Source organism: Enterococcus sp. AZ167 (genome assembly GCF_051714025.1).
Classification (GTDB): Bacteria; Bacillota; Bacilli; order Lactobacillales; family Enterococcaceae; genus Enterococcus_D; species Enterococcus_D casseliflavus.
In genome coordinates, this window is the sequence record NZ_JBIORB010000001.1 from 1,021,394 (window position 1) to 1,045,056 (window position 23,663).

24 protein-coding genes, 1 tRNA gene, 1 pseudogene and 1 other annotated feature are annotated in these 23,663 nt (G+C 44.8%); of the genes and pseudogenes, 4 read left to right on the forward strand and 22 right to left on the reverse strand.

Annotation, left to right across the window (positions count from 1 at the left end):
* Positions 1-12: 12 nt before the first annotated feature.
* The 14 genes from IGJ05_RS04805 to rplU all read right to left on the reverse strand — a co-directional run bounded on the left by IGJ05_RS04805 (position 13) and on the right by rplU (position 12,730).
* The gene (locus IGJ05_RS04805; RefSeq protein ID WP_005225764.1) at positions 13-816 is read right to left on the reverse strand and encodes a PTS mannose/fructose/sorbose transporter subunit IIC; all 804 of its coding nucleotides are present in this window, start codon (positions 814-816) and stop codon (positions 13-15) included.
* A gap of 30 nt (positions 817-846) precedes the next feature.
* Entirely contained in the window at positions 847-1,839 is a 993-nt protein-coding gene (locus IGJ05_RS04810; protein WP_005225763.1) for a mannose/fructose/sorbose PTS transporter subunit IIA, read from the reverse strand.
* A 69-nt stretch (positions 1,840-1,908) separates the two neighbouring features.
* Positions 1,909-2,403, reverse strand: coding sequence for a PTS system mannose/fructose/N-acetylgalactosamine-transporter subunit IIB (locus IGJ05_RS04815; protein WP_225000789.1), 495 nt, complete (start codon positions 2,401-2,403; stop codon positions 1,909-1,911).
* A gap of 229 nt (positions 2,404-2,632) precedes the next feature.
* Positions 2,633-5,407, reverse strand: a complete 2,775-nt coding sequence (locus IGJ05_RS04820; RefSeq protein WP_060792504.1) for a sigma-54-dependent transcriptional regulator — start codon at positions 5,405-5,407, stop codon at positions 2,633-2,635.
* 230 nt (positions 5,408-5,637) lie between these two features.
* Positions 5,638-6,171: a GNAT family N-acetyltransferase gene (locus tag IGJ05_RS04825; protein ID WP_317755955.1), complete on the reverse strand. Its 534-nt coding sequence runs from the start codon at positions 6,169-6,171 to the stop codon at positions 5,638-5,640.
* Between the two features lie 96 nt (positions 6,172-6,267).
* Positions 6,268-7,176 (reverse strand): diacylglycerol/lipid kinase family protein, encoded by a 909-nt coding sequence (locus IGJ05_RS04830; protein WP_225000763.1) that lies wholly within the window; start codon positions 7,174-7,176, stop codon positions 6,268-6,270.
* A gap of 147 nt (positions 7,177-7,323) precedes the next feature.
* Positions 7,324-8,115, reverse strand: a complete 792-nt coding sequence (phnE, locus tag IGJ05_RS04835) for a phosphonate ABC transporter, permease protein PhnE (protein ID WP_010747988.1) — start codon at positions 8,113-8,115, stop codon at positions 7,324-7,326.
* Positions 8,112-8,894 carry a phosphonate ABC transporter, permease protein PhnE gene (gene phnE / locus IGJ05_RS04840; RefSeq protein ID WP_005235330.1) on the reverse strand — a complete coding sequence of 261 codons (783 nt, stop codon included), beginning with the start codon at positions 8,892-8,894 and terminating at the stop codon, positions 8,112-8,114. The genes phnE (IGJ05_RS04835) and phnE (IGJ05_RS04840) overlap by 4 nt, the downstream gene beginning before the upstream one ends.
* Positions 8,891-9,679 (reverse strand): phosphonate ABC transporter ATP-binding protein, encoded by a 789-nt coding sequence (gene phnC, locus IGJ05_RS04845; RefSeq protein ID WP_317755954.1) that lies wholly within the window; start codon positions 9,677-9,679, stop codon positions 8,891-8,893. The genes phnE (IGJ05_RS04840) and phnC overlap by 4 nt, the downstream gene beginning before the upstream one ends.
* Before the next feature lie 95 nt (positions 9,680-9,774).
* A complete protein-coding gene (gene phnD, locus IGJ05_RS04850) occupies positions 9,775-10,710 on the reverse strand; it encodes a phosphate/phosphite/phosphonate ABC transporter substrate-binding protein (RefSeq protein ID WP_005235326.1) in 936 nt (311 codons plus the stop codon).
* A 460-nt stretch (positions 10,711-11,170) separates the two neighbouring features.
* Positions 11,171-11,635 (reverse strand): GNAT family N-acetyltransferase, encoded by a 465-nt coding sequence (locus IGJ05_RS04855; RefSeq protein ID WP_225000762.1) that lies wholly within the window; start codon positions 11,633-11,635, stop codon positions 11,171-11,173.
* 109 nt (positions 11,636-11,744) lie between these two features.
* A complete protein-coding gene (gene rpmA / locus IGJ05_RS04860) occupies positions 11,745-12,038 on the reverse strand; it encodes a 50S ribosomal protein L27 (protein WP_003126181.1) in 294 nt (97 codons plus the stop codon).
* 12 nt (positions 12,039-12,050) lie between these two features.
* Positions 12,051-12,395, reverse strand: coding sequence for a ribosomal-processing cysteine protease Prp (locus tag IGJ05_RS04865; protein ID WP_005225752.1), 345 nt, complete (start codon positions 12,393-12,395; stop codon positions 12,051-12,053).
* Between the two features lie 26 nt (positions 12,396-12,421).
* Entirely contained in the window at positions 12,422-12,730 is a 309-nt protein-coding gene (gene rplU / locus IGJ05_RS04870; protein WP_005225751.1) for a 50S ribosomal protein L21, read from the reverse strand.
* Positions 12,731-12,749: 19 nt separating this feature from the next.
* Positions 12,750-12,820 (reverse strand) — a sequence feature (ribosomal protein L21 leader region).
* Between the two features lie 169 nt (positions 12,821-12,989).
* Between rplU and IGJ05_RS04875 the strand changes: the two genes are divergently transcribed.
* On the forward strand, positions 12,990-13,643 hold the full coding sequence (locus IGJ05_RS04875; RefSeq protein WP_225000760.1) for a uracil-DNA glycosylase: 654 nt from the start codon (positions 12,990-12,992) through the stop codon (positions 13,641-13,643).
* Positions 13,644-13,660: 17 nt separating this feature from the next.
* On the opposite strand, the gene leuD is transcribed toward IGJ05_RS04875, so the two are convergent.
* Genes leuD through IGJ05_RS04895 form a run of 4 tightly spaced genes read right to left on the reverse strand, consistent with a single transcriptional unit; the run spans position 13,661 to position 18,192 of the window.
* Complete coding sequence (gene leuD / locus IGJ05_RS04880; RefSeq protein WP_016610311.1) at positions 13,661-14,248, reverse strand: 3-isopropylmalate dehydratase small subunit; 588 nt, start codon at positions 14,246-14,248, stop codon at positions 13,661-13,663.
* Positions 14,248-15,630, reverse strand: a complete 1,383-nt coding sequence (gene leuC, locus IGJ05_RS04885; protein ID WP_317755951.1) for a 3-isopropylmalate dehydratase large subunit — start codon at positions 15,628-15,630, stop codon at positions 14,248-14,250. Before leuC ends, leuD begins: the two co-directional genes overlap by 1 nt.
* The gene (leuB, locus tag IGJ05_RS04890; RefSeq protein ID WP_225000758.1) at positions 15,611-16,675 is read right to left on the reverse strand and encodes a 3-isopropylmalate dehydrogenase; all 1,065 of its coding nucleotides are present in this window, start codon (positions 16,673-16,675) and stop codon (positions 15,611-15,613) included. Before leuB ends, leuC begins: the two co-directional genes overlap by 20 nt.
* Positions 16,672-18,192 carry a 2-isopropylmalate synthase gene (locus tag IGJ05_RS04895; RefSeq protein WP_086338358.1) on the reverse strand — a complete coding sequence of 507 codons (1,521 nt, stop codon included), beginning with the start codon at positions 18,190-18,192 and terminating at the stop codon, positions 16,672-16,674. The genes leuB and IGJ05_RS04895 overlap by 4 nt, the downstream gene beginning before the upstream one ends.
* Positions 18,193-18,763: 571 nt before the next feature.
* Here IGJ05_RS04895 and IGJ05_RS04900 point away from each other — a divergent pair.
* From IGJ05_RS04900 to IGJ05_RS04910, 3 genes and pseudogenes are all read left to right on the forward strand, one after another.
* Positions 18,764-19,462: an O-methyltransferase gene (locus tag IGJ05_RS04900; RefSeq protein WP_005225745.1), complete on the forward strand. Its 699-nt coding sequence runs from the start codon at positions 18,764-18,766 to the stop codon at positions 19,460-19,462.
* Between the two features lie 145 nt (positions 19,463-19,607).
* Positions 19,608-19,681, forward strand: a tRNA-Arg gene (locus tag IGJ05_RS04905).
* Between the two features lie 200 nt (positions 19,682-19,881).
* Positions 19,882-20,139 (forward strand): annotated as a pseudogene (locus IGJ05_RS04910) (PhzF family phenazine biosynthesis protein); the annotation flags it as partial.
* Between the two features lie 149 nt (positions 20,140-20,288).
* On the opposite strand, the gene trpA reads toward IGJ05_RS04910, so the two are convergent.
* The 4 genes from trpA to trpC are packed head-to-tail and all read right to left on the reverse strand — an operon-like array spanning position 20,289 to position 23,654.
* A complete protein-coding gene (gene trpA, locus IGJ05_RS04915) occupies positions 20,289-21,065 on the reverse strand; it encodes a tryptophan synthase subunit alpha (protein ID WP_332282595.1) in 777 nt (258 codons plus the stop codon).
* Entirely contained in the window at positions 21,062-22,255 is a 1,194-nt protein-coding gene (gene trpB, locus IGJ05_RS04920; protein WP_225000754.1) for a tryptophan synthase subunit beta, read from the reverse strand. Before trpB ends, trpA begins: the two co-directional genes overlap by 4 nt.
* Positions 22,252-22,899 carry a phosphoribosylanthranilate isomerase gene (locus tag IGJ05_RS04925; protein WP_225000753.1) on the reverse strand — a complete coding sequence of 216 codons (648 nt, stop codon included), beginning with the start codon at positions 22,897-22,899 and terminating at the stop codon, positions 22,252-22,254. The genes trpB and IGJ05_RS04925 overlap by 4 nt, the downstream gene beginning before the upstream one ends.
* Positions 22,896-23,654: an indole-3-glycerol phosphate synthase TrpC gene (gene trpC / locus IGJ05_RS04930; protein WP_317755945.1), complete on the reverse strand. Its 759-nt coding sequence runs from the start codon at positions 23,652-23,654 to the stop codon at positions 22,896-22,898. The genes IGJ05_RS04925 and trpC overlap by 4 nt, the downstream gene beginning before the upstream one ends.
* Positions 23,655-23,663 lie beyond the last annotated feature (9 nt).

The window sequence follows — 23,663 nt, forward strand, 5'->3', positions numbered from 1 at the left end:
CCTCCTTCGATTCTAATAGTCATTCAAGATATCGCCTAGAGGGTCGCCAGTGTTGCTGCCGCCGCCTCCATTTGATGATCCGCCCATTTTAGTTAGGTTCAAGTAGATCAATGCGATTGCTACTGCCAAAGCACCGATAGCGATCAATGTCAATTGAGAAATAGCTGCGATAACGAAACCGATAATGAAGAATGGCCATACTTCACGAGTTGCCATCATGTTGATAACCATTGCATAACCAACGGCAACGACCATACCACCACCGATAGCCATACCATCAGTTAACCATGCAGGCATTGATTCTAAGAAGTTTTGAACAGTTGCAGCAGGAATTGCCAACAATGCAGCTGCAGGAATCGCAATACGAACCCCTTGCATACATACAGCGATCACATGCCACATTTCGATTTTACGAATGTTGCCTTCTTCAGCAGCAGCATCCATAAAGTGAACGATTGGCACAGCCAATGTACGAACGATCATTGTCAAGAACAAACCAGCAACAGCTAGAGGGATCGCAACGGCAATCGCTGTATCAACACCAGCAGTTCCTTGTCCACCTAAAACTAAAATAATTGCAGATGCAACAGACGCCAATGCAGCATCAGGTGCAACAGCGGCACCGATATTTGCCCATCCAAGTGCGATCATTTGTAATGATCCGCCCAAAATGATACATGCTTCCAAATTACCGGTCACTAAACCGATCAAAGTACACGCGACTAGCGGTTGATGGAATTGGAATTCATCCAAGATTCCTTCCATACCAGCTAAAAAGGCAACGAGTACTACTAATACCATAGATATAATAGTCATGATAGACCTCCTATTTAGTTGAATACGTTTCTATTTATTCGCCAATTCATTTTTGGCTTTGCGTAAGATTTCGTCCATGTTGTCTCGAGAGTCATTTGGCACTTTACGTACATCAAATTTGATGCCGCGTCCTTTTAGATCTTCAAATGTCTTCACATCGTCCGTACCCATCGACAATACTTTACTTACAACAACTTTCCCAACAGAGTGAGCCATTGAACCAACGTTCACCTCAGTGATGTCAACGCCACCTTCAACTGCACGCAACACATCTTGTGGGTTTTCAAATAATAGTAAAGCTTTCGTATTCCCGAAACGAGGGTCTTTAGAAACTTCGATCATTTTGTCCACTGGAATGACGTTCGCTTTTACTCCTGGAGGAGCTGCTTGTTCGATCAGTTTTTTACGCAAATCATCTTTTGCAACTGCATCAGAAACAACGATGATCCGAGATGGATTAACTGATTTTGTCCAAGCTGTAGCGACTTGACCATGTAGCAAACGAGAATCCACACGCGCAAGCACGATTTTGATTTTGCCATCGCCTAGAACAGTTCCCGGAGGAAGTGATCCTTTAGGTTGATCGTCTTGCACAGCTTTTGGTGCTGTCGCTTCTTCTGGTTCAAGCTCTTCTGGTTTGACCTTAACCCCTTCTTTAGCTGTTTCAACGATGTGCGCAGCGATTTCATGCGCAGTGTTCATTGAAAAACGTGAAGCATAGGCTTCGATCACCATTGGTAAATTCATACCAGCAACGATTGCCCATTTGTCTTTGTGATCTTCAAACAAGCTGTTTGCTTGGTTGAAAGGAGTACCACCCCAAAGATCAACTAAGAATAATACTTCTTCTTGATCGTCAAATGTAGCAATTGCTTCTTGCATTTTTGCCTTGATGTCATCTGGACCTTCACTTGGCATCAATGTAACAGCTTTAACATTTTCTTGTTCGCCGAAGATCATTGAACCAGATTGCAAAATGCCGTTAGCAAATTCTCCATGACTTGCTAGGATAATTCCTACCATCTTTTTACCTCCTATATCAAAATTGAAAAATGTGACACGAATACGAAAGAAAAAACAACATCGAAAAAATTAAGGGTGACTACCTTCTTTTTCCAAAATATCCTTCAAAAAGATTTTACGATCAGCTGGAACTTTGCGTATCTCTACTTCTATGCCTTGATTTTGCAAATAAAGCAGCGAAGCAAGATCTTGATCATTGACTGACACGAAATTAGTGATCATCCGTTTTCCCATTGAAAAGCTCATGCCGCCGATATTGACGGAACGAATGTCAATGCCTCCTTTGACCAGAGTCACGACATCTTGAGGGTTGGTAAATAATAACATGACTTTTTGCGAATTAAATAATGTGTTATGCGCCACCTCAAGCATTTTTGCTACTGTCACCACATTGGATTTGATTCCTGGTGGAGCAGCTTCTTTCAAGAGAAACTTCCGTAATTGATCATTTGCGACCTCATCACTGACCACGATGATTCGATTGATACCAGTCATTTTCGACCAAGCTGTGGCGACCTGACCATGAATCAACCGATCGTCGATTCGGGCAAGACGTATATCCATTCCCATTGTGCAAGCCTCCTACATCCATCGATCCGCTTTTCATATTGAGGATCTGTTCTTTTTTCAATCACCTCCTGTATCCACTTATATAGAAGCAAGAAGCGTGCCAAGTTTTTCCGATACACTATTCTTGAAAAAACCTTAAGAATCAGCATTCGGATAATACACTAAAAAAGATACACTAAAAAATACTGTATCTTTTTTAGTGTATCTGTATTATTTGCAGGATTTAAAAATACATTTCTTTTTCGTGATGGTTTTTGATCAGCTCCAGCAGGTAATACTCTTCTGTCTTCGGCACTTCGATATTCATCAAGCGCGAAAATGATTGGACATGCACATGCAATTGGCCGTAAAGAGGATTCTCCTCCATCGCTGCTAAATCAATTTCGGAAACAGTCAATGGTTGACGCAATAAGATCCGCTCCAGCATACCTGCGCCATGCATCACAAAATTGATCTGAAAGCCTTGCTGCGCCCCTACCAAATCCAAATCGTGAATGATCTCTTCGCCAAATTTCCACAACGGCTCTACCACTTTTTTCGCATTGATATAGGTAAAGTTTTCCTCTAAATACCGAACACAGATTTCCTTTGCCTGCCGATCATCTAGCTGCACTTCATCTTCAAAACTCAAATCGTTTTCCAATAAGATATCATCCAACAAAAGATCAACATCTTGGTCGATAAAACGTTCTAATGAAATAAACGGTGCATCGATATGCGGATCAATGATCCCCGTTGCGGCAATCAGCCGGTAGCGCTGTTGAATCTGATCCAAGTCCGTTCTCAGATCCGCCACCGATAAGGTAACTACGTCAACATTTTGATTTTGGCGTTTCGACAATGAGCTTTGGATCAATTCTTTGATGCGCTGCGCTGTCCCTTTTCCCGAAGCGCAGACCGCTAGAATCGCTTTAGGGTGGTGGTTTTGTGTCACTGGTTCTTCCACAGTGACCGCTCCGTATCCGCGGAACTTCCGTAATGAATCATAGAGCTGATCGAGGTCCGTGCCGATCACTGATGCTTTACGGACCGTCTCAAGGACGATGGAGGTAGTCACCATATCGACTGTTCGAACAGCCACACCCGTTTCTCGCTGGATTTCATTATTAAAGGTCGCTAAGGACCCCATATCAACTAAGAGGATCACCCCACTGCCGTCATTGACTGCTCGTACACTATCCACGATTTTTTTCAACGCCACAGCCGGTGGCATATCTAATGGCATGTCCACCGCTGTCACTTGATCGACTTCCAACAGCTGCTTGACTACTTGTACCATACTACTAGCCGTACTGTTGCCGTGAGCTGCCACAACGACACCAATTTTCCCAGAGGAATGTGTCGTACGCAGTGAAACCAATAGAACTGCCAAGTAATAGGATTCACTTTCAGGAATCGCCACGTGAAAGCTGTCGCCGATGAAGTCGCGGACTTCTTTGGCAACTTCGAACTCTTGGGGGTAATCCGCCACCATTTGACGAATGTTGTCGTTGGTTTGCCGTTCTTCTCCCAGATGGATCTTTTTCAAAAAAGAACTGATATGCAAACTCATCGCGTAAATAAAGTTTTGCTGGAAATCGTAATTCAACCGTTTCCGAACCATCTCATAAATTTGATTTGTTACACTGATCACTTTCTGATCGACAAATTCACTTAGTTTATTAACAGAATTAAAAGAGAAGCCGTGATCTTTATAAAAAGATTTCAAATGAACATTGATATCGGTTGAAATAAAATGATTGATTGCTTCTTGATCCAAACCATCTGCTTTTAATAAGGCTGCTTTATCCCCGATGATGTCGTAGAGATTGTAAGGCAATTCATAGGAATCTGATTGAATATTGTTTAAGTTTTGATTCGGTTGAATGCTGATCTTCGGTTCAAGGATTTTAGAAAGCTCCGCCAGCTCATTGCGGCGATTCCCCAAAACGATCAATCCAGAACGAATCCCTTCTGGCAAATCGATCAAATCGATCTCAATCTCATCTTGTTGCATATGATTCAAAAAGCCCCGTGCACAGACGAGCTGGACATTGGATTTCAATTGACCGATATTCCCAAAACTGACACTGCCGATCAACGCTTTGACTACATCTTCTGTCAAGGTGATCGTCCGCTGAATACGGGACGCCTCTTGCCCGACTAACACCCGAACGAGATCGACTTTTTCTGATGCGGGTCGTTTCTCAAAGAAGGGCAGTTGAATATTGATAGGAATGCGTCGGGTAAAGGTATCTAATAGCGTTGAGTTGGGGTCTTCGGTAGTCGCTCCAACGATTCGGACATTCGCTTGATGATTTTTGCCCGTCTCTCCCAGACGGCTAAAGGTTCCATGGTCCATAAAGTAAAAAATCATTTCTTGCCCTTCTGGCGGTAATCGATGGATCTCATCGAGAAACAACATACTCTCATCCGCTTGATCAATAATACCGATCTTCTCTTGATCGGCACCCGTAAATGCCCCCCGTACATAACCAAACAAATGGCTCATCAAAAGCTCTGGGTTATTTGCATAGTCGGCACAGTTAAAGACGATCAATTCTTTGTCATCGGCAATTACTTGATTGCTTTTGGCAAACTGGAACATTGCATGGGCAAAGTAGGTTTTCCCAGAACCAGTAGGCCCTGTGATCAAGCAGTTTAGCCCTTTTGGCGGATACAAGATCGCTGCTTTCGCCTGCTCAACGGCATTTTTCATACTTCCGTTGGCACCGATGATCGTCGCAAAAATATCTCGGTCAGAGGGTTTTCCTTGTACCCGTTGAGGGAAGGCTTTTTCTCTTTGCGGGCGACTTTCTTTGTAGCTTGGCACATACTTTTCCCTACTGCTGGGATCGACCCCTGCCGCCCAGTAGCGAACAGGCCGCGAGTCGCTTTTTTCGACGCGCCCTTCTTTGACAAGCTTATTTAAATCTTTACTGGCATTACTGCGCTGAATGGCTAAATGATCGGCAACTTCTGAAGTAGACAACCCTTTCTTTTCCCCTAAGCCGCTCATCGTATTTTCGACGATATATTGATAAATCCGTTCGATTCGCTTGCCCAACAGCTTCGCCTCCTTGTTTTTTCCACTTGAATACTTTACTCATTTTTCTATAAAAAAGCAACTTTTTTTCCGCACAGAAAAAGCAAAATACTTTGTTCGAAAGAGCAATAGAACGTCCTATCACATGCTACTCTCAGCATAAAGCATTTTGCCAAAAAAAGATATTCAAAAGTCAGGATGCGTTAGGCTTTTTCATTGGGAATGAACGCTGGTACCTTCTCAGGAAACCATTGCAGTTCTTTTTGCATCCAAATCACATCGTGCCATTGATTGAACTTATAGCCGACCTGCGCAAAATCAGCAACTTTCCGATACCCAAGCTTCTCATGAAAAGCCTCGCTTTGTTGATTGCCTCCTGTAATGCATGCAGTCAGATTGACTACGTTTTGCGCTTTTAATTTTTCTTCAAGCGCTTGATAAAGAGCGGTGCCGAGCCCTTTTACTTTGGCATCCGGTGCTAAATAAACGGTTACTCCAACGGTCCAATCGTACGCAGCCCGTTCTTTATAAGCTGACGCATAGGCATAACCGACGATTTCACCAGCCTCTTCTGCAACGAGATACGGGTAGCGTTTCAAGGTCTTGGCGATGCGTTCCGCGAATTCTTGAACCGATGGCACCTCCGTTTCAAAGGTAATCGGTGTATTTTCTACATAATAAGCATAGATTGCTGTCAAGGCTTGGGCATCTGCAATCGTGGCAGAACGTATCGTCATAGAATCCCTTCTTTCAGTAAATTTTTTCCCAGTATACTCTTTCTGAACAAAAAAAACAATCCGCTTTTGACGGATCGTTTCCTAGTTATAAATGATTTAGCGGGCTTTTTCAGCTCCGCAATACACGGTAAGATGTTGTGGCAGTACCGCTACTGTGATTGGCAATTCAGGTCCTGGATCACCATCGACATTCGTTTCGATCGTTGCCCCATCCGTCAAACGAATCGCAGCTTTATCAAGGGTTTGATAGCCAAGAACATCATTTGATTCTGTCACCCCTTTGAGAAGCTCTGGGACACTTTTGACGGTCTCCCAAAGATTCGTATCCTTCAAGTAGATCAGATGCAATTTGCCGTCATCGGTACTCGCTTTAGGCAAAAGAGATTCGAAACCGCCGATCGTATTGGATGACCCAACGATCATCGTACTGCTTTCCACAGCGATCGTCGTTTTTTCGCCATTATTTTCGGCGGTCACTTCAAACGGATGACTTTCATTTTTCCGCACTTCCCGTAGACCAGAAACAAAATAGGCCATTTTTCCTAGCTTCGTTTTTTCTTCGACCTCTACGTTGTTGATCGCTGCTGGAATCATACCGATCGCCACCACATTGGTAAAATAGGCTTGATTGACCTGACCAATATCGATTTTGCGGGTGTGATCCACTGCAAATGATTCGATGGCTTCCTTAGGATCTAGTGGAATCGCTAATGCTCTGGCTAAATCATTTACTGTTCCCAGCGGGAAGAAACCGAAATTTGGTCGTTTGTCATGAGGAGCTAAGCCATTGACCGCTTCATTGACGGTACCATCACCGCCCATTGCGAAGACACTGTCAAATTCTGCTACCGCTTCAGAGGCAAAACGTGTGGCATCTCCTTCTGTTTCGGTATGTTTGACCACGACTTCTGAAAAAGCTTCCCGCAACTTTTCTTCTGCCAGCTGCTCATATTCTTGGGCCTGTTCCCCACCAGAGCTTGGATTGACGATCAATAATGCTTTCATAAAACAGCCTCCTTGTTTGGGTTCATTTTCTATGAATCCAGTATAACAAGTTTCACGAAACCTGTCTTAAACGACCTCCGCCTATCCCCCTACAAAAAAAACACAGCCTAATCAGACTGTGTTTTTTCGAGTACTCATTTCATTTTATTAAACCAATCGTTTACGCAAACGCCCAGAAATAAAATCAATGATCGTGACCGTCACCACGATCCCTAATAAAATGATCCCTACACGGCTCCATGAACGCGCATTGATGGCAAAGATCATCGGTGTACCGATCCCACCTGCCCCTACGATCCCTAAGATCGAAGCTGAACGGACAGCCAGTTCAAATCGATACAAGGTAAAAGAAAGAAATTCTGGGATCAGTTGCGGCAATGTCGCAAAGCCTAATACATCCCAGCGGCTTCCTCCCGCACTAATGACGGATTCCGAGGGACCATGGTCCATGTTTTCGATCGCTTCGCTGTAAAGCTTTGCCAGCATCCCAATGGAATGGACACTGACCGCCAAGACACCAGCAAAGGAGCCAGGACCTACCGTTTTGATAAACATGATGGCTAAGACGATTTCTGGAAACGTTCGAATCGCCGTCAGCACGATTTTCCCAAACCCCGATAACCAGCGAGGGCTGTTTTTGCTGCGCGCCGCCCAAAAAGCAAAAGGAATACTTAAAATCGATGACAAAAAGGTCCCAACAAAGGCAATCGCGACGGTTTCGATCATCAGACTGATCAAATCTTCGCCATCACCGGTATAAACATAGCCCCAATCAGGATGGATCAGGCCATAAAAGATCGAGCCGACAATTTGACCGACATTTTCTTTAACACCAGCAAAAGGCACGCCAGCAAAAGCCCAGATATAAAGGAGGATAACGACTACAGCGATCAGCCAATTCCGTATTTTTTTCTTTTTCGGTTCTGCTGGCAACATCATAATAATCGCTCCCTTAATCTATTACTAATGGTATCAATCACCAAAACAACTGCAAAAATCACTAAGACGATGATCGACGTCTGGTCATAGCGAAATTGGCTTAAAGATCGTTGTAAGAAAACACCGATTCCGCCTGCGCCGATATACCCAAGAATCGTCGATGCCCGCACATTGATCTCAAAGGCATAAAGCAAGTAACTAAGAAAATGACTCATGACTTGCGGTACGACTGCATAGCGGATGATATCAAACTTCGATCCTCCAGAAGCCGTGATCGCTTCGATCGGCCCTTCATCAATCGTTTCAATCGATTCATAAAACAATTTGGTGATCATCCCAAAAGAAAACACAGAGATGGAGATCACCCCTGCAACGGGACCAATTCCGACAATGGCAACAAATAAAGCCGCCAGCATCAAATCAGGTACCGTGCGAATGATATTCAAAACAAAACGGAAACAACCACTGATCCAATGATTGGTCATGATATTTCGTGCTGCTAAAAGTGAAAACGGAAAGGCCGCCAGTGCACCAAAGGTTGTGCCGATGATCGCCATTTGGATCGTTTGCAAAATCGGCTCAACAATGATTTTGGCATATGCCCAATCAGGATGAGCCATCTTTTGTAAGATGACATTCATTTGACTGCTATTGCTAAAGAACCGTGCCAAATCAACACCTGAAATAGAGCCGCTAACGAACAATACCACTAAAAAAATGACGAGCCAAAGAACATTTTTCCATAGTCCGCTGCGTTTCGGCAACGTATTTGTCGTCATTGTCCCGCCCCTTCCTGCTCTTCCATGATCTCGCTGCCATAAATCTGTTTCAATCGTTGATCGGTCGCTTCACTGACAGGGCCATCAAAAACCAAGCCTCCGTCTCGCAAGCCGATGATCCGCGTGCCATATTCTCTTGCCAATTGGACAGAATGTAAATTGACAACGATGGTGATCCCCAGATCTTGATTGATCCGTTTTAAGTCATTCATGACTTTTTCAGTGGTTAACGGATCCAATGAAGCAACTGGTTCATCCGCTAAAATAATCTTCGGCTCTTGCGTCAACGCCCGGGCAATCGAAACCCGCTGCTGCTGACCGCCAGACAATTCATCGGCTCGGGTATAGACTTTTTCTGCTAAATTGACCCGCTGCAGTGATTGATACGCCAACTCTTTGTCCGCTTGCGGAAACAGACCCAGCAGCATTTTGATCGTGGGATGATAAGCCACCCGCCCCGTTAAGACGTTTCGCAAGACACTCGAACGTTTCACCAAATTGAAGCTTTGGAAAATCATGCCAATGTCTCGACGAATCAAGCGCAGCTCTCTTCCTTTTGCTTTTGTGATCGACTTTTTATCGATTAAAATCTCGCCGCTTGTGATCTCGTGCAGTCGATTGATGGAGCGCAGCATCGTCGATTTACCTGCACCGGATAAGCCCACTACGATGACAAATTCCCCTTTTTTGATATCGATGTTCAAGTCCTTCAACCCCAACACCCCATTTGGGTATTGCTTGGTCACATTCTGAAATGAAATAATCGTTTCGTTCTCTAGAGCCATGATTCTCCTACTTTCTTTCCATTAGGTAAAAATTGCTGTCCATTCGAAAAGGGTACCTCAACTACCGGTACCCTCCCGATCTATTCATCTATTAATTATTGTCCGACTTGTTCCGCATACTCTCTTACGATGTCGAAATTGCTGTCTTGTGAAACAACGTATCCTTCATGAGAGTAAATATCAGAGATGATTTGTTTTCCTTCTTCATCTTTTCCGATCGCGATAAAGGCATCTTGGATTTTTTTGTCCCATTCTTCACTCATATCGCTGCGAACACTGATCGTATCGTTCGGAATCGGTTCGGTAAAGTACATTGGTTCTACCTCATCCATGATTTCTGGGTAATCATTTTTGACCGTGTTACGGGCATCTTCAAAAACGAACGCCGCATCAACGTCGCCATTCAAGACTGATAAGACCGCTTGGTCATGGCCTTTGACTTGAACAGTCGTCACATCCGTATTGATATCGATGCCTGCTTTTTTCATTTCTGCTACTGGCCAAACATAACCGGCAGAAGAAGTAACATCTTGTGTGGCAATCGTTTTGCCTTTTAAATCTTCCAACTCTTTGATGTCGCTGCCGCTTTTTACGACGATCATTGAACGATAGCTATCAACCAATTCATCCGTTGATTCGCCACCAGGCTGCTTGATGCCATAACGCTGTGCTTGCAATAACACCTTTACATTGCTTTGCTCATTTGCTAAAACATAGGCATTCGGCGGTAAAAAGCCGACATCTACTTGTTTCGAAGCCATTGCTTCGACGATTGTATTGTAGTCAGTGGAAACACTCACTGTAACTGGAATCCCCAATTCATCACTTAACAATTGCTCAAGTGGTTTTGCTTTTGCTTCTAATGTTTCTGCTGCTTGTGATGGGACAAATTGAACGGTCAACTTTTCTGGTACATATCCTGCTTCCTCAGCCGCCGAGTCAGTACTTGCTCCACCTGAGCCACATGCCGCCAGCGTAACTGCTGCCACCAAACCTAAACCAAACATTGCCGTTTTCTTCCAAACTTTCATCACTTTTTCTCCTTTTCATATAAAAAATCGAACTCATGGAATTCCGAACTTTCCTTTTTGATTATAAAAAACGACCGAATTAAAAACAATCTTTTTCGAATTACGAACGTTTTCTTTTTTGACAATGTTCGTGTTTTGACCGAAATCATTCGTGAGCACATTCTCAATAATCAACGTTTTTCGAAAGTTTCTTTCCATTTGTTCTACTTCCTCAGAGTATCAAATGAATATAAGGTTTGTGTTGTCAACGTGTAAAGATTCTGTTAACAGCAAAAGGAACTTTGTGAACAACAAAGCATGGACATACTCGTCATTCTTACCCCGAGTGCACAAATTTTCTTGAAACGTCTAACCAGAAGATGACCGCACACTTTTTTTTACGAAACAATACAAAAAAAGCAGAGGATTCCCTTAAGAACCTCTGCTTTTGACCTCATTCTCTTACTGTAAAAAGAGTCATTTACCCTTGATCCGTTGGCAGCTGCAACAAGAGTACATGCTCGTTCTCAATCATTTCACCCGTCAAAACAAAGCCATTGCGTTCGTAAAGCTTCGTTGCGATCTCGTTGCCATCCACAGCGGAGATCCTTAATTCTCGCGCTTGGATATGGGTTTTGAACCAATCTAACCCAGCAAGAAACGCCTGAGTGCCTAACCCTTGATTTTGGAATTTTTCTGCGATCATAAACCGCTCGATCCACCACGAAGCTTTTGGATAATCCTCATCCGCCTCGTAAAAACTAAATAGGATAAAGCCGACCATTTCCTCACCATTGTATAGGGCAAATGCCTGACGAGGTTCCTCATAGATCGCCTCTAACATTGAGTACCAATTGGGCGCAACAAAGTCTTCTTGCTCCTTCGTTGTCTTCAAATTCATGCACGCACGATAGTTTTCCTTCGTGATTTCTTTTAATTGAATCATTGCTTCTCTCCTTATCTAAGCCATTACAAATAACTATTTCGTTAAAACGTTTTCATTGGTGTATAAAAAAACACCCAGGTTACTTTTACGTAATCTGGATGTCATTTTCTTATGCTTCTTGCGCTACTGGATAAACAGATACTTGTTTTTTGTCGCGGCCTTTACGTTCGAAACGAACAACGCCGTCAACTTTTGCAAACAATGTATCATCTCCACCGATACCTACGTTTACCCCTGGGTAAATTTTAGTACCGCGTTGGCGATAAAGGATTGATCCGCCTGAAACGGTTTGACCGTCAGCACGTTTCGCACCTAAACGTTTTGATTGAGAGTCACGTCCGTTAGAAGTAGAACCCCCACCTTTTTTGTGAGCGAAGAATTGCAAATTCATTTTCATCAACATGAGATGCACCTCCTAGTTTTCTTTAGTAGTTTTGATTTGGATATAATCGTTGTACTCTTCTTGAACTGATTGCAAGCCGATCAACAAATTTTCTAAAAGAATTTGTGCGATATTCGACTGCTCTTGGGTCAAACGAGAAGGCAGTGTGACTAATAAGTACCCACCATTTTCGTTATCTGCTTCAACTTTTGGCGCAACGCCAGCCAAAGCATCGATCCCATTGACTGCACTGATCGCTAAAGCGGATGCTGCAGCACAGACGATGTCTTTGCCGTATTCTCCTGCTTGTGCGTGTCCAGCTAGTTCAAAAGAAACAATCCGACCAGAGTCATTTCGTTTGAATGTCCCTTTGATCATATTCGTTACCCTGCTTTTCGTAAGAATTAAGCGTTGATCGCGTCAATAACAACTTTTGTGTAAGGTTGACGGTGACCTTGTTTACGGTGTGAATGTTTTTTAGGTTTGTATTTGAAAGTTACGACTTTCTTTTGTTTGCCGTGTTTTTCAACAGTCCCTTCAACAGTTGCTCCTGCAACGATTGGGGCACCAACTTTTGTTGATTCGCCACCTACTAAGATAACTTCATCAAAAGTAACCTTTTGTCCAGCTTCAACGTCTAATTTTTCAACGTAGATTGCTTGACCCACTTCAACTTTTACTTGTTTCCCACCAGTTTTGATAATTGCGTACATGCTCTACAGCACCTCCTTATAATATACTTAGACTCGCCATCCCAAGTGACTTTCGTACTTACTACTTGTTCTGTGCGGTTGTAGCTGTGGAGTCCACAATTACAACAGATTAACTTTATCAAAATGTTTTCCTAAAGTCAATCACTAATTAAGGAAAAGACAGAATTCTTTTGCTACTAGTCATTTCCTTTTGTGCATTTTTTATTTTCTATTACTATAGAAGAAAGAGCACAAGTGAAACAGAATTGGAGGAGTTTTCATGCAATACCCCAAAGAATTAGCCACTGCCGTTCAACAGGCGTCCCGCAGTTATCCGTTGGAAGGATTTGTTCCCGGTCAAGGACCGCTGCAGCCCAAATTGATGATCGTCGGGGAAGCCCCTGGACGAACCGAAATCGAGAATTTTATTCCTTTTAGCGGACAAGCAGGAAAAGAATTGATGAAATCGTTGGCTTTAGCCGGATTGACCCGTGAGGATGTCTACATCACCAGCGCTGTTCGCAGCCGACCATACTCCGTCAAAGAACGGATCAACAAGCGCAGCGGTGCCCATGAGATCGTCCATCCCAATCGGACACCTACCAAAAAAGAAGTCTTGCTACACGCACCGCTGCTTGACTACGAGTTGTCCGTTGTAGATCCGCCTGTCATTGCAACTGTTGGCAATATCGGACTGCAGCGATTATTAGGCAACGCCTATTATATCAAAGATCACCATGGCGAAGTGATCCGTTCCAAAATACAAGAAAGCAATCCAACAAAAGATGGCTATAACTGGTCGGAAAAAGAATATTTGATCGTGCCGATGTATCATCCCGCTGCGATCTTTTACAATCGAACGTTGACTCCGCAAATCGAAGCCGATTGGCGAGGGTTAAGAAACATCCTCTCACAAATACCAGCCGACGAATAACGACCAGTCCGCTAGCCCTACTGCCAATACGCTGGAATCGTCTGCTCATAGGCGGTGATTTTCGCCTCTTCCTGCAACGTGATACTGATCTCATCGAGACCGTGGATCAATTTGTGTTTCCAGGTAGCATCGATTGCAAAGAAATGCTCCTCCCCAGCAACGATCACACATTGCCTCGGCAAGTCGATGCTGATTTTTTCAGAAGCAGGCAGCGAGGCGATCCTTTGGCGAACATCCAATGGCAGCTCGATGGGCAGCAGCCCGTTTTTGGTGGCATTCATATAGAAAATATCACCGAAGCTGCCAGCAATCACGGCTTTAAAGCCGTAATCCAACAGCGCCCATGCCGCGTGCTCTCGTGAAGAGCCAGAACCAAAATTATCACCAGTGACGAGGACTTGAGCGGTCTGATATGCTGGATCATTCAAGATAAATGCTGGATTAGGCTTGCGTTGCGGCAAATAGCGCCAATCGTCAAATAAAAATTCGCCAAAGCCCGTTTTTTCAACGCGTTTCAAATAATTTTTCGGTAGGATTTGATCGGTATCGATATTGTCATTCATCAAAGGCAGCGTCGTACCTTCAAATTGCGTAAAAGCTTCCATTAACCAACACCTCCAACCACTTCTCGTACATCGACAAAGCGCCCATGAATCGCAGCTGCTGCCGCCATCGCTGGACTACAGAGGTGCGTCCGCGCGTTTTTCCCTTGCCGTCCAACAAAATTGCGGTTTGATGTGGAGGCACAGTGGACGCCTTCTGGTACTTTATCAGGATTCATTCCTAAGCACATGGAACAGCCAGGCTCCCGCCATTCAAAACCAGCGTCAATAAAGACTTTGTCTAAACCGATCGCTTCCGCTGCTTTACGAACAGGGCGTGAACCAGGAACGATAATACCAGTGACCCCTTCTTTGATGGTCTGACCTTTCAAAATCGCCGCTGCCTCTTGCAGATCAGACAAACGACCATTGGTACACGATCCAATAAAAATGTATTCAATGGGGATATCAGCAGCTGTCTGTCCAGGTTGCAGCGCCATATATTCATAGGCTTGCTGATCATTGTGATCCCGCACTTCAGGAAACGCTTCGCTGACTGGTACCCCCATTTCTGGATTGGTTCCCCAAGTGATATAGGGTTCTAAGGTTGTTGCGTCTAGGGTGATCAGGGCATCATAGTTAGCATCTTCATCGGTATAAAGGGTTTGCCAATCAGACACCGCACTGGCAAACGCTTGCGGCGCAAAGCGTCGATCCTTCACATAAGCAAAGGTCGTTTCATCAGGTGCGATCAAGCCCATTTTCGCCCCACCTTCGATCGACATATTGCAAATGGTCATGCGTTCTTCCATCGTCAGGCTACGGATCGTTTCGCCAAAGAATTCTACGGCATAGCCACCACCAAAATCAGTGCCATGGGTCGCGATCAATGCCAAAATAATATCTTTGGCGTACACTCCCGGCTGCAGGTGACCGGTAATCTCAACTCCCATGCGTTTCGGTTTTGTCTGCCAAATCGTCTGTGTCGCAAAGACATGCTCTACTTCACTCGTACCGATCCCAAACGCGATCGCACCGAAAGCACCATGGGTGGCAGTGTGGGAATCCCCGCAAACGATCGTTTTCCCTGGTTGGGTCAAGCCAACTTCTGGGCCAACCATGTGGACGATTCCTTGGTTGGCAGAGCCATTGTCACACAATTCGATCCCAAAATCTTGACAGTTTTTACGTAACGTGTCCATTTGCTTTTTTGCAACCAGATCAGTAATGGTAAAAATATCTTTGGTAGGCACGTTGTGATCCATCGTTGCGAAGGTTTTTTCGGGACAACGGACGGTCCGTCCCGCTTGCCATAATCCTTCGAAGGCTTGCGGTGTCGTCACTTCATGGATCATATGCAGATCGACATAAAGCAGCTGCGCTTGCCCTTCTTCTCCTGTGATGACATGCCGATCCCATAGTTTATCAAACAGCGTTTTCCCCATAATTGCTCACTCCTAACTGTGCAATAACCGCTTCTGTAAAGGCAGTTGTTGTTGCTGTACCACCTAGATCACGGGTCAAGATCCCCGCATTCATTACCTCGTAACAAGCACTTTCGATGGTATCCGCCAGCTCTTCCTCTTGAAAGGACTCTCTTAGCATCATGACGACAGATAAAATCATGGAAACCGGATTGGCGCAATTTTGCCCAGCGATATCAGGTGCAGAGCCATGAATCGGTTCATATAAAGAAACCCCTTCTGCGCCATGACTTGCGCTGGGCAGCACCCCTAATGACCCTGGCAAAACCGAGGCTTCATCACTTAAAATGTCGCCAAAGAGATTTTCTGTCACGATTACATCAAAGTCTTTGGGATTTTGGATGATTTTCATAGCGGCGGAATCAACATATTGATGAGTCAACTGACAATCTGGGAATTCCTGTGCCGTTTCTTCCGCTAATCGTCGCCAAAGTCGGCTAGTCGCCAACACATTTGCTTTATCGACAGAGAGAACCCGCTTCTTCCGCGTGCGGGCGATCTCAAAGGCTTTACGCAAAATCCGTCGAATCTCTGCTTGATGATAATGATTGATGTCGTAGGCTTCTTCAGGTTTTTCTGCTTTTTCGCCAAAATAAATACCGCCAGTCAACTCACGAACGATGACAAAATCTGTCCCCCGAAGGATCGCTTCTTTAATGGGAGACAAAGCAATCACCGCATCAACTACTTTGATAGGTCGAATATTGGCGTATAGCCCTAACGCTTGACGCAAATTCAAAAGTCCTTTCTCGGGTGTTATCGGTGCGTTTCCCCAAACTGGATCACCAATGGCTCCTAAAAGGATCGCATCCGCCTGCTGGCAAGCTTGTAGTGTTTCTTGCGGCAATGGCTCTCCAGTAAGTGCCAGCGCCGCACCACCAAATGGCCGCTGGTCAAAATGAAAGCGTTGGAGATGGTCTGGACAAGCCGCTTTCAATACCGCAAGCGCACTGGCCATAATTTCTGGTCCGATGCCATCTCCTGCTAAAACCACGATCTTTTTCAAACAAGGACACCTCGATTCTTTAGAGCTGCGCTAGCCTGTACATAGGCTTTGGCTGACGCCTGCAAGACATCAAAGTCTAAGCCGATCCCGCTGATTTTTTCATTGGTTTCCTGGCATTCAATAACCACGTGCACTTCCGCTTGCGCATCTTCCCCACTGGTCAAGGCAGTGATCTCATAGTTCAACAACTTCGGCTGCTGCTGGAAAATCTGATCGATCGAGTTGTAGATAGCTTGGATACTGCCGGCACCGATAGCTGATGCCACTTGTTTTTCCTCGTCTTTGATGATAGAAACCACCGCTCCTTGATGGCCATTGGACACGTATTGCAGCTGAACTGACTCCAACTCGCAGCCATCTTCTTGGCTGCGGCCCTGGTCAGCCACCAACGCTAACAAATCTTGTTCGGTCACTTGCTTTTTCTTATCTGCCAACTCTTTGAAGCGTTTAAACAATTCATTGGTTTCTTCTTGGTCAAACTGGTACCCCAGCTGCTGCATTTTATCGACAAACGCATGGCGGCCAGAAAGTTTGCCAAGAGGCAGTGAGTTGGTTTGTACGCCTACCAATTGCGGGGTAATGATTTCGTAAGTTTCAGGATTTTTCAAGACGCCATCTTGATGAATCCCAGATTCATGAGCATAGGCATTGCCGCCGACGATCGCTTTGTTTTTCGGTACCGTGATCCCAGACAAACGTGCCACCAGATCGCTGGTGCGTTTTGTTTCGTTTAACTTGATGTTGGAGGTAGCCTGATAGAAATCATTGCGTATATGCAACGCCAGCGCCACTTCTTCTAGTGCGGTATTGCCCGCTCGTTCGCCGATCCCGTTGATCGTTCCTTCCACCCGATCAGCACCATTTTCGATAGCTGCCAGCGCATTGGCTGTCGCCATTCCCAAGTCATCATGACAATGGGAAGAAAAAATGATCGGCTGCTCACTCTTGATATTGGCGATCAAATAGGCAAAAAGCGCACCATATTCCGTAGGATTGGTAAACCCTACTGTATCGGGCACATTGATGATCGTCGCGCCGGCATCAATCGCTGTTTGAACCGCCTCAAGCAAGAAGGCCTTATCGGTGCGGGTGGCATCTTCTGGCGAAAATTGAACTTTTTCAAAGCGTTCACGGGCATAAGCCACATGTTCTTTAATGGAAGCGAGTACTTCTGCTTTCGTCATATTCAGCTTGTACTGGCGATGCACCTCACTCGTTGCTAAAAAGACATGGATCTGGGGATCGATGGCTTGATGAAGAGCTTCATAGGCACGATCAATGTCTTTTTTCTGACAACGGGCAAGTCCTGCAACGGTCATTTTCGTCACCGCCCCAGCAATCGCTTGGACTGCTTGAAAGTCTCCTTCTGATGCAATCGGAAAGCCTGCTTCGATCGTATCGATCCCCCATTTTTCTAATTGCAGCGCCAGTTGAACCTTCTCTTTTGTATTGAAGTTGACTCCCGGCGTCTGTTCACCGTCTCTCAATGTGGTGTCAAAAAACTGGATTTTTCTCATCACTATTTCCTCCTTGGCAGTGGTAGGGGCACGCTTGGCGCGACCTCATTCAAACAAATTGAAAAAATGGTATAAAAAAAGCACTCCATAAAGGGTTTCCTTCATGCAATGCGAATAGGACTCTTCAAATGATGCCTTAAAAAGGCGGGTCATAGAAAAAGAGTCCTTACGATAATAATAAAAATGCAGCTGTTTGTTTCAATCGTTTATCCATCGTCGTCACCTATCACTTTTTTTATCTTGTTATGAAGATACCAAACAGCAGGTTCCTCTGTCAACACTTTTCCCTGAATTTTCTGAATATTTCGATAAAAAGTTCGTTTTCGCCCTGATGATGGGTTGCTTTTCTTCCTTGATGAAAATTTAAGCAGAACCTGACGAGATCTTCACAGGATTTTAACCAAACCTCCACATAACACCGTTATGATAGAAATATCCCAAAAATATTTTTCACCCCTTTATCCTGCCAGTCGTATGACTGGTTTTTTTGTTGTTCCAAAGACTCGAAAAGATTGAACTTAAGGTGAGTTATTCGTATAATAAGGGGCAGCGATAAATGAGGAGGATGAAGATGCGCAACGAAATGATGCATCGTCCAGTAGTCAAACCAGAACTAGTGGCGTTTATGCGTGAAAAACAAAAACAATTACCCGGCGAACTTGGTGAAATCGAGCAAGCCGCTCATGAAAAAGAAGTGCCAATCATCCCACATGAAACTGTGGTCTTTTTGCAGTTTTTATTGGGACAGCTTCAGCCAAAAGAAATCCTTGAGATCGGCACAGCGATCGGTTTTTCTTCAAGCTTAATGGCACAATGTGTGAAAGAAGGTCATGTCACAACGATCGATCGCTTTGACGTCATGATCCGCAAAGCCAAAGAAACCTATGCTCGCTTAGGAAATGAAGACAAAATCACGCTATTAGAAGGACAAGCCGCAGATGTCCTGCCTACATTGAGTGGGCCTTATGATTTTATCTTCATGGACAGTGCCAAATCGAAATACATTGAATTTTTACCAGAATGTCTGCGTCTGTTACGAAAAGGCGGCGTGTTGATGGTGGATGACGTGTTTCAAGCTGGAACGATTCTACAACCCATCGAAGACATCCCTCGCAACCAGCGAGCGATCCATCGCAAATTGAATCTTTTCTTGGATACCGTGATGAACCATCCTCAGCTGACCTCCACCCTCGTCCCTTTAGGAGATGGCGTGATTCTCATTACGAAAGAAGCAGATAGCGTAATCCTTGAGGAACCTGAGAAAGGTTGAGGGCAGCTGCGCTTCCTTTTTTCAAAGAAAAAATAAGAAAAGGGCGAAAAGAGATTGACATTGCTGCGCCCTTTTTCTATAATGTTATTTGTTGCTGATTGATTTCAACAGCTTAGGCGAAGTGAGCATTCGCTGAAATTTATTTGTTCCAGTAGCTCAGCCGGATAGAGCATTCGCCTTCTAAGCGAACGGTCGGGGGTTCGAATCCCTCCTGGAACGTTATTTAACCGTCGAGAACCCTTGTTCTTGGCGGTTTTTGTTTGTTCTTGTGCCAAATTGATTTAGATTTTTGCCATAGCAATTTGGTGAATAATCAGCAGCCTGTTCCCTTCCTCATCAAAAGCAATCAAACGAACGCTTCCCATCCGCTTCAATCTTCAGCAAATTTCTTTCATTGGCATCATCGTTTCCGTATTTATTCTTATTGTCAGCTGTTTGACATCAATGAAGAATCTGCCACAGGTACTTCCAATGCCGCTTTGGCTTGCTTCTTGTATCAAAAGTGTTCCCTCGAAAAAGAAGAGTATCGCTTTGAACAAGGCAGCAATTTAGGTGAACCTTCTGAAATCTTTGTCAAACTAATTACGACTTCGCGAAAGGAAATCCAACGTGTTTACGTTGGGGGCAGAGGGCATTTTTGCGAGACAGTCACCATCGACACCGATACACTGGCATAATCACAACAATTTAGGTTGATCTTCCATCAGCCTTTTTTCCTCTTCACACATCGTGTTCTTTTTTCCATAGCAGCCCATCAGTATCTCGAATACTAGTTTTCTCATAAAAAAAAGAACCCAACTCGGGTTCTTTCCTTCACATTGATTTTCTATGAAATACCAACAAGTTCTGCTAACAGCTCACTGACTTTAGGCAGTGGCTCGTTCTGTAAGGCTGCTACGATTTTTGAACCGATCACTACCCCATCGCACACTCGGGCAAAGCGCTGCACGTCTGCGTGGGTCGAGACCCCGAAACCAGCTAGTACAGGAATCGGACTTTTTTCCGAAATGGCTTGCAAATGCTGATCCAGCTGTTCGTTGTATTGACGATCTTCTCCAGTGACACCGTTCACTGTCACAGCATAAACGAATCCTTCCGCTTCTTCGATCAGCGTCTGAATTCTGTCTGGAGGACTGGTCAAAGAGACCAGTGTGAGCAGCGCGAGATCCGCCGCATCAAACGTAGGCGTTACTAGCGATCGATGTTCAAAAGGCAAATCTGGAATAATCAACCCTTTCACATTTGTCGTTTTTAACTCATTTGCTAACTGTTCAATCCCATAATGAAAGAATGAATTGGCATACCCCATCAATACCAGTGGAACCTCAGAATGGATCGTTTGCAGCGCAGCAATGATCTTTTTTAAAGTGGTGCCATTGGCTAATGCCTGCATTCCAGCTGCTTGGATGACCGCTCCATCTGCGACTGGGTCTGAAAAGGGCACGCCGATTTCAATGGCGGCTGCGCCATGTGTCGTCAACAGTTCGATTTCTGCTGGCAGGCGTTCCAGTCCGTTGGCTCCCGCCATAATATAAGGTACAAACAATGGCTTGCCTCGTTTTTGGCGCTCTTTTAGTTTCATCGTCAATGTTTTGCTGGTCATTTCGCTACTCCTTTCCGATCTTTGATTTGTTGAACATCTTTGTCCCCTCGCCCAGACAAACAGATCACTAAGCGTTCTTCTGCTGTCATCGTTGGCGCTAACTTTAAAGCATAGGCAACGGCATGAGCACTTTCCAAAGCGGGAATAATGCCTTCGATTTGAGACAAGAGATAAAAGGCGTCAACAGCTTCTTCATCAGTGACCGCGAAATACTCCGCACGTGCAATTTCCTTCAAATAAGAATGCTCGGGACCGACCCCTGGATAATCCAAACCAGCTGAAATCGAATAGGGTTCAATCACTTGCCCATCATCGTCTTGCAGCAAATGCATTTTGGTACCATGTAAAATACCGATACTGCCTTTCGTTAAAGTCGCCGCATGCTCGGTAGTATCCACGCCTTTTCCAGCTGCTTCAACGCCAATCAAACGAACGGTTTGATCGTTGATGAAAGGGTAAAACATTCCCATCGCATTGCTGCCGCCGCCAACACACGCAACGACTATCGTTGGCAGTTGTCCTTCTTTTTCTAATAGTTGCCGCCGTGTCTCACTGCCAATCACACTTTGAAAATCTCGAACGATCTCTGGAAAAGGATGCGGACCGAGTACCGAACCCATCACGTAATGAGTGTCCTCGACGGTTGCGACCCAGTAGCGCAGCGCTTCATTGACAGCATCTTTCAATGTCTGATTGCCTGATGTGACTGAAACCACTTTTGCTCCCAACAATTCCATTCGAAAGACGTTTAGTGCTTGCCGCTGAACATCTACCGCGCCCATAAAAATCGTGCATTCCATACCGAATAACGCTGCCGCAGTCGCTGTGGCGACGCCATGCTGTCCAGCACCGGTCTCTGCTACCACTTTCTTTTTCCCCATCCGTTTTGCTAATAAGACTTGGCCAAGTGCATTATTGATTTTATGGGCACCCGTATGATTCAAATCTTCTCGCTTCAGATAAATTTTGGCACCGCCTAAGTGTTGTGACAAGCGCTGGGCATGATAAAGGGGGGTCTCTCTTCCTACATACTCTTGCAAATATTCCTGTAATTCAGTTTGAAAACTTGCGTCCGTTTGTGCTTCACGATAGACAGTTTCCAATTGCTTGACTGCATACATCAATGTCTCTGGCACAAACTGTCCGCCAAAAGAACCATAAAACCCTGCTTTTGTGGGATACTGAGTCATCTTTTTTTCTCCTTTACTAAATGAATAAATTGTTCGATTTTCCGACTGTCTTTCTTGCCCTGGGTTTCCACGCCTGAAGAAACATCGACAGCATAAGGCTTAAAAAGTTGGATCGCCTCTTCTACATTTTCCGCGTGCAACCCGCCAGCAATAAAAAATCGCTCAGACAACGGCAACGGTTCTCTCGCCGCTTTTTGCCAATCAAAGGACTGGCCGTTGCCGCCAGCATAAGGGTGATCTCTTACTGGAGCGTCCAATAAACCAAAATCTGCATCGCAGCTCAGGAAATCTTGCTTTAAAGTTTCTGCTTCTCCATCAAAGGCTTGGATCACTGCGATCTTTTGATGAGCAAAAACGCCCTTCTGAATGGCTGTTTGCAAAGATGGCAGAACCTTTCCATGGAGCTGAATCGCTGTCAGTTGGGCGGCTTGAATTGCCGCTTGCACTTCTTCAACACTTGGAGAAACGAAAACCCCGACTTTCCCTACATTTTCGGGTACTTGCTCCGTTATCTTGCGGACTTGGGTCGGATCGATTCTCCGACGGCTTTCGGCAAAAACAAAGCCAAGGTAATCTGCTCCTGCATTGATGGCAGTTTCGACATGCAGGCGTTCGGTGAGTCCGCAAATTTTCACTTTGGTCATCGGCGGCTCACCTGCAAATCTGCCGCTGTTTCAGCAATTCGATTGCTTCTCATCAACGTTTCTCCAACGAGGACTCCATGATAAAACGGTGCAAGCTGCAGCACATCTGCGGCAGTTCGAATACCAGATTCACTGATATAAACCGCCTCTGATGGCTGAGGTGCTAAAGCAACACTGACATCCAAGGAAACGTCAAAAGTTTTTAGGTCACGATTGTTGACGCCGATGATTTTGGCACCTAATGCTTGGGCTTGTTGAAATTCAGCCGCATTATGAGTCTCAACGAGTACTTCCAACCCTAGTGCTTCGGCTTCTTGATACAGCGCGACAAAACGGGCTGGCTCTAACTCAGCCACGATCAATAAAACGATACTGGCACCTGCATTCTTGGCGCGAATCAATTGTTTTTTGTCGATAATGAAGTCTTTGCATAGTATAGGCACCGAAACAGCCTTACTGACTGCTTCAAGATCTGCCAGCGAGCCTTTGAAAAACTGCTGGTCGGTCAAAACGGAAATCCCGCTGACACCCGCGGCTTCATAAGCTTGCGCTTGCGTGACTGGGTCGATCGCTTGATTAATGTCTCCTTTTGAAGGTGAAGCTCGCTTGATTTCAGCAATGAGGTGCATCTTTTGTGGTCGTTCCTTGACTTGCTGATAAAATGATGGGCGTTTCGCTACGACCTTTTCGGTTTCTTGTGGCATCGCGGCAACTTCTTTAACTTTTTTCTGGATGATCGTTTCTAAAAAATCCATGATTCTCCT

Bases quoted from the DNA above. Each gene is read 5' to 3' on its own strand.
- IGJ05_RS04895 (WP_086338358.1), bottom strand. From the start codon at position 18,192: ATGAGAAAAATCCAGTTTTTTGACACCACATTGAGAGACGGTGAACAG.
- IGJ05_RS04855 (WP_225000762.1), bottom strand. From the start codon at position 11,635: ATGATTCAATTAAAAGAAATCACGAAGGAAAACTATCGTGCGTGCATG.
- phnD (WP_005235326.1), bottom strand. From the start codon at position 10,710: ATGAAAGTTTGGAAGAAAACGGCAATGTTTGGTTTAGGTTTGGTGGCA.
- IGJ05_RS04830 (WP_225000763.1), bottom strand. From the start codon at position 7,176: ATGAAAGCATTATTGATCGTCAATCCAAGCTCTGGTGGGGAACAGGCC.
- IGJ05_RS04805 (WP_005225764.1), bottom strand. From the start codon at position 816: ATGACTATTATATCTATGGTATTAGTAGTACTCGTTGCCTTTTTAGCT.
- phnE (WP_005235330.1), bottom strand. From the start codon at position 8,894: ATGACGACAAATACGTTGCCGAAACGCAGCGGACTATGGAAAAATGTT.
- IGJ05_RS04875 (WP_225000760.1), top strand. From the start codon at position 12,990: ATGCAATACCCCAAAGAATTAGCCACTGCCGTTCAACAGGCGTCCCGC.
- leuD (WP_016610311.1), bottom strand. From the start codon at position 14,248: ATGGAAGCTTTTACGCAATTTGAAGGTACGACGCTGCCTTTGATGAAT.
- IGJ05_RS04820 (WP_060792504.1), bottom strand. From the start codon at position 5,407: ATGAGCGGCTTAGGGGAAAAGAAAGGGTTGTCTACTTCAGAAGTTGCC.
- phnE (WP_010747988.1), bottom strand. From the start codon at position 8,115: ATGATGTTGCCAGCAGAACCGAAAAAGAAAAAAATACGGAATTGGCTG.
- IGJ05_RS04925 (WP_225000753.1), bottom strand. From the start codon at position 22,899: ATGACCAAAGTGAAAATTTGCGGACTCACCGAACGCCTGCATGTCGAA.
- IGJ05_RS04815 (WP_225000789.1), bottom strand. From the start codon at position 2,403: ATGGATATACGTCTTGCCCGAATCGACGATCGGTTGATTCATGGTCAG.
- IGJ05_RS04900 (WP_005225745.1), top strand. From the start codon at position 18,764: ATGCGCAACGAAATGATGCATCGTCCAGTAGTCAAACCAGAACTAGTG.
- trpA (WP_332282595.1), bottom strand. From the start codon at position 21,065: ATGACCAGCAAAACATTGACGATGAAACTAAAAGAGCGCCAAAAACGA.
- trpC (WP_317755945.1), bottom strand. From the start codon at position 23,654: ATGGATTTTTTAGAAACGATCATCCAGAAAAAAGTTAAAGAAGTTGCC.
- IGJ05_RS04865 (WP_005225752.1), bottom strand. From the start codon at position 12,395: ATGATCAAAGGGACATTCAAACGAAATGACTCTGGTCGGATTGTTTCT.
- trpB (WP_225000754.1), bottom strand. From the start codon at position 22,255: ATGACTCAGTATCCCACAAAAGCAGGGTTTTATGGTTCTTTTGGCGGA.
- phnC (WP_317755954.1), bottom strand. From the start codon at position 9,679: ATGGCTCTAGAGAACGAAACGATTATTTCATTTCAGAATGTGACCAAG.
- rplU (WP_005225751.1), bottom strand. From the start codon at position 12,730: ATGTACGCAATTATCAAAACTGGTGGGAAACAAGTAAAAGTTGAAGTG.
- IGJ05_RS04825 (WP_317755955.1), bottom strand. From the start codon at position 6,171: ATGACGATACGTTCTGCCACGATTGCAGATGCCCAAGCCTTGACAGCA.
- rpmA (WP_003126181.1), bottom strand. From the start codon at position 12,038: ATGTTGATGAAAATGAATTTGCAATTCTTCGCTCACAAAAAAGGTGGG.
- leuC (WP_317755951.1), bottom strand. From the start codon at position 15,630: ATGGGGAAAACGCTGTTTGATAAACTATGGGATCGGCATGTCATCACA.
- IGJ05_RS04810 (WP_005225763.1), bottom strand. From the start codon at position 1,839: ATGGTAGGAATTATCCTAGCAAGTCATGGAGAATTTGCTAACGGCATT.